Annotated in this window: 5 protein-coding genes; 2 read left to right on the top strand and 3 right to left on the bottom strand. The window is 38.4% G+C overall.

From position 1 onward, the window contains the following. Positions 1-342 precede the first annotated feature (342 nt). Positions 343-783, top strand: a complete 441-nt coding sequence (locus P3L56_RS22590) for a hypothetical protein (RefSeq protein ID WP_159120857.1) — start codon at positions 343-345, stop codon at positions 781-783. A 113-nt stretch (positions 784-896) separates the two neighbouring features. Beyond that, the gene (locus tag P3L56_RS22585) at positions 897-1,088 is read left to right on the top strand and encodes a hypothetical protein (protein WP_033930082.1); all 192 of its coding nucleotides are present in this window, start codon (positions 897-899) and stop codon (positions 1,086-1,088) included. Between the two features lie 592 nt (positions 1,089-1,680). On the opposite strand, the gene P3L56_RS22580 is transcribed toward P3L56_RS22585, so the two are convergent. From P3L56_RS22580 to P3L56_RS22570, 3 genes are all read right to left on the bottom strand, one after another. Further along, entirely contained in the window at positions 1,681-1,983 is a 303-nt protein-coding gene (locus P3L56_RS22580; RefSeq protein ID WP_102140794.1) for a helix-turn-helix domain-containing protein, read from the bottom strand. An 84-nt stretch (positions 1,984-2,067) separates the two neighbouring features. Further along, complete coding sequence (locus P3L56_RS22575; protein WP_102140793.1) at positions 2,068-2,346, bottom strand: helix-turn-helix domain-containing protein; 279 nt, start codon at positions 2,344-2,346, stop codon at positions 2,068-2,070. Positions 2,347-2,354: 8 nt separating this feature from the next. Further along, positions 2,355-2,561 (bottom strand): hypothetical protein, encoded by a 207-nt coding sequence (locus P3L56_RS22570; RefSeq protein WP_102140792.1) that lies wholly within the window; start codon positions 2,559-2,561, stop codon positions 2,355-2,357. Between the last annotated feature and the right edge of the window lie 343 nt (positions 2,562-2,904).

Below are 2,904 nucleotides of genomic sequence, written 5' to 3'. Positions count from 1 at the left end.
TTTGCCTGTTTATCCTTTCGGAGACCGGGCTAAGTCCGAGTCAATCAAGTGGTGCATTTGAGTTAATGTCGTTGAATGGTTTTAAGGAAGTAGTGACAAGCTAGCTTCCCATTGCTAAGATTGGAATGCGACTTCGAAATCTGAGCAATGAATGCACAAGATTTAGAGTACCAGAGCCCTGTGATGCTGTCACGGGGCTTTGTTACATCTGAAGCCTAATAACTTCTGTAAATTCAATTCGCAACGCTCGCCGCAAGGCGTGAACTTGTTTCACGTCGAGGAAGCGGAATTTCCCGAAAGCCTTATAATATCTCCGTTCACACATCATCGGAGGGGATCACTATGTCTCAATTATTTCGTTTGGCATCACCGGCAGATTACGAATACATCGAAGAAATAAAATTATGGGAATTGTCATTTGATAAGCGACCGGTTCAAGGGGTTCGTTGTGAAGATCCGGTGATCGGGGCAGAAAAATACAATCGAGGGCGTGAAAAATTTAAGGCGTTAGCGTCACGGCATAAAAAACACTGGAAACCGAACGGATTGACCTTTTCGGAGTTGATCCGCTGGGCAATAGAGTGCGGAACTCCCGAACAATGTCAGCTTGTTTTAGCGTTATACCATTGCACAAACGATGATGATTATCAGGTGATGGGAATTCAGTTAAGCCGAAGTATTGATAATGCAAATGTCAGCCCGATCATCTTTTTCACAGGTAAAAATCAACGGTTATTAGGTGATGTTTCGATGCTAAAACAGCTCGAGGAAAAGGCAGGTTAATGTCATGTTTGTTTATTATCCTGTGTATTATTCCGTATCTTATTCTATCTAATTTCTCTCTAATACACAGAATAATACAGAGAATAAGATACAGAATAAGAGATAGACACAAGATGACGTTGTGTCATTTCTTACCCATTAATCTATCCGTTATTCTATCCATTATTCTGTCCGTTATTTTATCCGATTTAGGTATAACGGATAGAATAACGGGTAAAATAACGGATGAAATCATCCTTTTACCAACCTACATCTATGATACTTTCAGTATCAATGCCACTCATTTTCTGGACGAAAATGAATGACATAAGGCTCCGCCCTCTGGCTATTTTCTTCGGCTGGACGCCTGCGAAAAAAGCCATTCACCCAAGCCCGTCAAACTCACTGCGTTCGTCTGACCACCCCCTTTTTTCGCCCTGTATTTGGTCGCTCAAAAATGTGGTGGTCAGACGCTTCGCTTGACGGGGGGCTTTGCCCCCAAAACGAAACACGTTCACTGGGGTTCACTTGCCATCGCTGGGGCGTGTCATTTCGTTTCGGCTCCCCCTGTTTTTCCCTTTCTTCGCTGGACGCTCATCAGGAGAAAAACAAAAAGCCTACCGCCCTCGTTTTACTCGGTTGGTCAAATCGCTTCTTGCCACAAAACAAGTTTGTATCTTTCAGCGATTTCGCATCGTTTTACTTGTCAGTTTGCATGATGTTAAAAACGCACTCAGAAGCTCGCAAAACCGTTCTAAACTTTCAGCGTAGATTTGGGTGTTTTATAGGGTGATCGTGTCTTAAAATCGTTTTGAGGGGCTTTAATGGGGGTGAACGGGCGGTTTTCGCTAACTAACTCGCCCGTTTAACATAAAAGGGATTAATGGCACTTCATAATTGGTCGGCTATATCATTTTTTTATTTATTATTATTGATTGAGTTTTCCTGCTCTACAGCTCTAAATTTAGTTGTGTAGATAGCGTTAAATTCAATATCAGATTCACTTAAAAAAACATGTGTTATTAGTTTATCGAGTGATATGTGCAGTGCTTTGCAGTAAAAAATTAAAAATTTTACTGTGAAATTGTGCTGACCCCTTTCATACCGAGATACCTGTTGTTGACTAATATTTAGTATTTCAGCTAATTCTGCTCCTGATAACGAATTTAAGATTCTTTCATTTCTTAAGAATAAGCCTAATTTTTCATTTATATCATTCATATATAACTCGCTGATTATTATGTTTTTATTTTTTTTTTTTTTTTTTGCAAAAAAAAACTGGTTAATGTCACGTCGAGATTTAAATCAAATATTGATTGCAGGGGTTCTACATAGAGAGTCTTCTTCTTTGTTATAAATTTTCGTTATTCTTGTAAAGAATAATGCTATATCTGTATCTAAAATAATTAATGAATTTATTAGAGTATCGATATCAATTTTATTTACACATCGCTCATATCTAAATAATTGCTGCTCTGATTTGTTTATTAACTTAGCAAATTGCCCTCGGGTATAGCCTGCGTCTCTTCTTAATTTTTTTAGTTCCTTGCCTGCGATTGATGATAAACACTCCGTATTACCCATTATCACTCCTAAATTAGGTTTTTTTTATTTACTACATGCTTGTAAAATGAAGCTTCACTGACATAAATCCCAGAAAAACTGATTTCATCTATAATGCTAGACCAGCTTCTCCCTTGTGCTTTTTGGATCATAATGTCGTGATACAAGTGATTTAGTATTTCCTCTGTTGTTACTTTTGGTTTTTTTTCGATAAATTTTTTTATTTTTTCTTTCATTTTTAATTTCTTAGGTAATTAAATGGTCCTTAGTTAAGGATAGATTAAATTTTAGATAAAAAAAGCCTAATGCCCCAATGTGGTACTAATCAAAATGGAGCGAAGCGACAACGTCATTCTGTCTTTGCTTTTCCCCATGATCGGTTATTGGGTCATGGCTTCTTAGCTCTTTAATCTCGCTAAGTCTGGTTAGGTTGGGCTTCTTTCAACACTTCGCAATCCAAGAAATCCCTAGTCCGTTGATTGGTGCTCTTATCAGGTACGCACTGTAATCTTTCGATACCGCAGCGTGATTCGGAGGCAGAGCCGGAATTTCGTTTTCCGGTACGTTTTACTACCACAA

The organism is Providencia sp. PROV024 (genome assembly GCF_032709665.1).
Lineage (GTDB): Bacteria > Pseudomonadota > Gammaproteobacteria > Enterobacterales > Enterobacteriaceae > Providencia > Providencia huashanensis.
The sequence above is the reverse complement of the archived record's forward strand: the minus strand, read 5'-3'. Positions and strand labels throughout refer to the sequence as shown.